This is a genomic window from Thermovirga sp. (genome assembly GCA_012523215.1).
GTDB lineage: Bacteria > Synergistota > Synergistia > Synergistales > Thermovirgaceae > 58-81.
In genome coordinates this window covers 1-3,710 of sequence record JAAYIZ010000116.1, presented here as the reverse complement: position 1 = coordinate 3,710, position 3,710 = coordinate 1, and the positions used below count along the sequence as shown (strand labels likewise).

Sequence of the window (3,710 nt, the reverse complement as noted above, 5' to 3'; positions counted from 1 at the left end):
TTTTTTTGTCCGGCCTGGGGAAGGCGGCCCATCTGGTTCCGCTCTTCGGCTTCAGCAGGTGCCAGTCGGGAACCAGCGGCGTTGGGTGTCCTGTGTCGGGGCAAGGGACAGTTCGGGCAAAGATATAGGCCTGGACTAATCCGTCTGAGTGTTTTGGATAATACTTATCAATCCTTGCAGAAATGCTTTTCTTCCAGACGTTTTTCCAATGCTGGACTTTTTCAAAAAGGCCTTCTCCAAAAGAGAAGGGAAAATCATTTGATGCTTTGAGTATCGTACATGCGACCGGGTTATACTCATTGGCTATTGTCTTTATCCCGAGCCGGGCTGATTCAAAGGGTATGGAGCCACCTCCGGCCATAGGATCCATCACCACGATCTTATCTCCCCATAGATCATGCATGGATTTAAAAGCAGATAAAGCTTCAGTTTCAGGGATAGATCCCTTGAAAGCCCTGTCGCATCCGAAACCGCCATCAACCCTGGCGCCGGTATCCATTAGCTGTCTAATGGCCACGATCTCGGCTCCAGGCCTTCCGAACCCCAGCAACCTCTCAAAGACGTCCCGGGGAAAATCGGCCGGCAAAAGGGACGCCAGCACCGCAGCCCTGCTCACCGTCAGGGGGCGCCTTGCCCACCAGACGTGGAATCTGGCATTAGGGGGGTTTTGTCCGGTGCCTCTTTCCCTCATGCACTCCACGCCAATGGCTGCAGCGGGGAGCCACTCCTCTATAAGAACCCTCGGATGATCTTTCCCGGGCACGATGGTCACCATTCCCTTCGATTTGAGCTGTATCTATTGCCGTTTCAATCCTGACTTCCCACGGCTCCTACAAGTATTCGCAGGGCCCTGATAGGGCGGGATGTCTGGCTGTTCCAGATCTTCCCGAGCCACCAGGCCGCCTCGGCGCCGTCAGTATGCTGCAGATTTATTGCCGCTCGGTAGATCTTTTCGGGATCGGCCAGACCGGCGGATACAAATCCGAAACAAGCTATCCGGGCACCCCAGTCGGCATCAAGGGGCTGATGATGACCGTTGGACACAACAGCATCGCCGTTGCCCCGAATGTCCTTGACAGCAACATTGAAGAGCCCCCTGCCTGCTGCAAAGGCCTGCGGCGATACCGCCACGATCCTCTGAAGGGTTTCCCGGGATTTATTGTCCAGCATCCGGCGGTAGATTATCACCGCTTCTCCGCCCTTCCTGAAGGTGATCCTGAATGAGAAAGGAGCATCCTTGAGTTCTAGCATTCTCCGGCCTCCATAGGCCCAAACATTGCCTCCCCGGAGATGTTCTCCATATCCTGTTCTTGAATAGTCTTTAGCATTGCCTCAATCCTCTCCTGTGCTCCTTCACAACCCGTTTCCGCAAAATCAAGGTTCATCTTTGCCTCGTAGGTGGTAACGCTTTCCATCGCACTGTACAGGGTCCTGGCGACGACAAAGGGCTGAACAGGGCTGTTGGCCCTGAAACCGGTGACCTTGTAGTTGGCCTGCCCTCCACCTCGCAACCGGCCAGAGATGGTCACGGACATGAATGCCTCCCTGGCCCCGAAGGGTTGCCCCAGGGCTGCCAACCTGAGGGACCCATCAGGGTGCAAGGCCTTGAGGTTGAGAGCCAAAAGGGGACGCTGCACAGATTCTTCGAGCATCTGGTCCCAGCCGTTTACCGTAAGATTTCCCTCTCCACTGCCGGGAAGATCAGGAGGTGGCGGAGGAGGAATATCAGGAGAGGCTTCAGGCCGCTGGTCCTCTTTCAGCCAATCCAATGAGCATTCGCTTATGGGGAAAGTGACCAGGGTCTCATCGTCCAGTTCGGGGAGAGGTATTCTGCCCCCATGAGGAGAGCTCCTCCTCTGTCCAAGCGGCCCTGAGATCTTTTGTTCTGCAGTCCACACGGTTCCGCTCAAATCCTTTAGAAGGATCTTTTCCTGATGAATAGACCTCTGGAGGGTCTTGCGGACAAAACCCTTCTCTGGGATCAAGCGCATGTTCGCCGCTGCGTAGAGCCTTTCCATAACAGATCTGGTCTTCCATGCGCCTTTCACTTCCAGGGAAGGAGTGGCGCCTTGGAGCAGGTCTACGAACCTGTTGGGATCCAGGGAGTCGTTGTCCTTATATATCAGTTGATTTGCTTCCAAAAACTTATGAAGGGAGTCCTGACCCTTCGGCTGAGCCAAGGCGGTCTCCTCGGGGAACTGGAAATGCTCGTAGAGTTTCCCCCTTTCGCCATCGGCCATGACGACCACATCGAAGGCCCGGAAGGCCTGGATCTTCAGTTGCTTCTCCAGGGCTGGTTTGATGCGGGATATTTGCTGTCTTACAACTTTCCCCGATTCTCCCTGGTTTTCGTTCTCGATCCTTTCAGTGGCGATCAATTTCTTTGCCCGGTCCAGGGCGTCGGCAAAGGAGGACGGGCTAGGGGCAATGGCAATGATCGCATTCCGGAAGCGCCTTGGCATCGGGGCTTCGACATTCGTATCATCGGAGAACGAACACACTCTTCCCGCGGAGGAGGGATCCAGACAGAGGGCCAGCTGCAGATCAGCCACATCCTGGACCGCCCGGGGAGAGGTAGGCCACGGGATCATTTTGAATCTCGGGCCCTGGAAATACTTTTGCACAAGGCTCTGAACCTTCATGATCGCATCTGCATCGGGGATCCTCGCTTTGAGCTCCTCGATCTGTTTGATGACGTTGGGCTCGTATCTGAACTGCCACCCTCTCTCGCCCGGCATGGGGTAGGTGTGCCAGCATACTGACAGTAATCTCTCCAATGCTTCTGATGGTTCCGGCCCCGCATCCTGGAGCCGGAGAACAGACAAGGTCAGTTCCGCTACATCCAGGCCGCTCCTGCTTTCAAGGGGCAGGCTTTCAAGTAGCAGTGCTCCGGCGACTCTACGGTGCAATCCGTTCGGATCCGTTCCGTCCAGGCTTGCGGCATGGTTACCTATGTCGGCAGTGACGGCAGAACTGAAAGGGTCCCTTTCGAGGCGATGCAGGAGTTCCCCCTGGATGGCGCTGTCCATCCAGTCGATATCTCCTGCCGTAATAATGTCGGGGTTCCAACCATGCTCCCATACGTTACGGATTATCCTTGCAAAAAAACGAAGGACGCCCCGGCTCTTCTGGAAGGCGGGCATGCTGCCCAAACGCCCCTGGGCAGTAAGCAGAAGCCTGGGGTGAAAGGGGTAGCTTTTTGCGAAGCCATCCCGGTATTGCGGGGTGCAATACTCTCCGGAGAGTATCTCAGGATACTCTTCTGAAACTCTTTTATATAGATAGGAGTATCTTTGAGCGACGATACCTGCGGCAGAAGAATCGACAGACTTGAAAAGGCGCTTTGCGATAACCTGGGCCGTTTCGTCCCCGATGGGATCATAATCTGTTGCTGAACGGCTCAAGACTTCATCGAGTCGGGTGGTTGTCTGCGGTAATATCTGGTGTATACGGCCCGCTTCCATGGAGTAGGCAGACTGCCCAGCCGTATCCGTAACCACAAGCACGGCCTGGGGACGACTCTGCACGATCGAAGCCAGCGAGTTGATATATCCCAGGAGGTTCCCTTCTCCCTGTTCGCTTAACTTGGCCATGTAGATGACAAGCTCATCTAGCAGGATCAGGAGAGGACCATCGGGAAGGACCGATTTTATCAATGCGTTGCTGGGCGAAGCGTTAATGTCATCCGCCGCCCCAAGTCTGTCCAGGCC

3 protein-coding genes are annotated in these 3,710 nt (G+C 55.1%); all 3 read right to left on the bottom strand.

What is annotated here, in order from left to right:
- Window positions 1-775: DUF1156 domain-containing protein (locus GX108_03285; protein NLO56066.1), on the bottom strand; the 775-nt coding region annotated here is incomplete at its 3' end.
- A gap of 32 nt (window positions 776-807) precedes the next feature.
- Window positions 808-1,251 (bottom strand): hypothetical protein, encoded by a 444-nt coding sequence (locus GX108_03280; GenBank protein NLO56065.1) that lies wholly within the window; start codon window positions 1,249-1,251, stop codon window positions 808-810.
- Window positions 1,245-3,710 (bottom strand): DUF499 domain-containing protein (locus GX108_03275; protein NLO56064.1); only part of this gene is annotated, 2,466 nt, incomplete at its 5' end. The genes GX108_03275 and GX108_03280, both read right to left, overlap by 7 nt.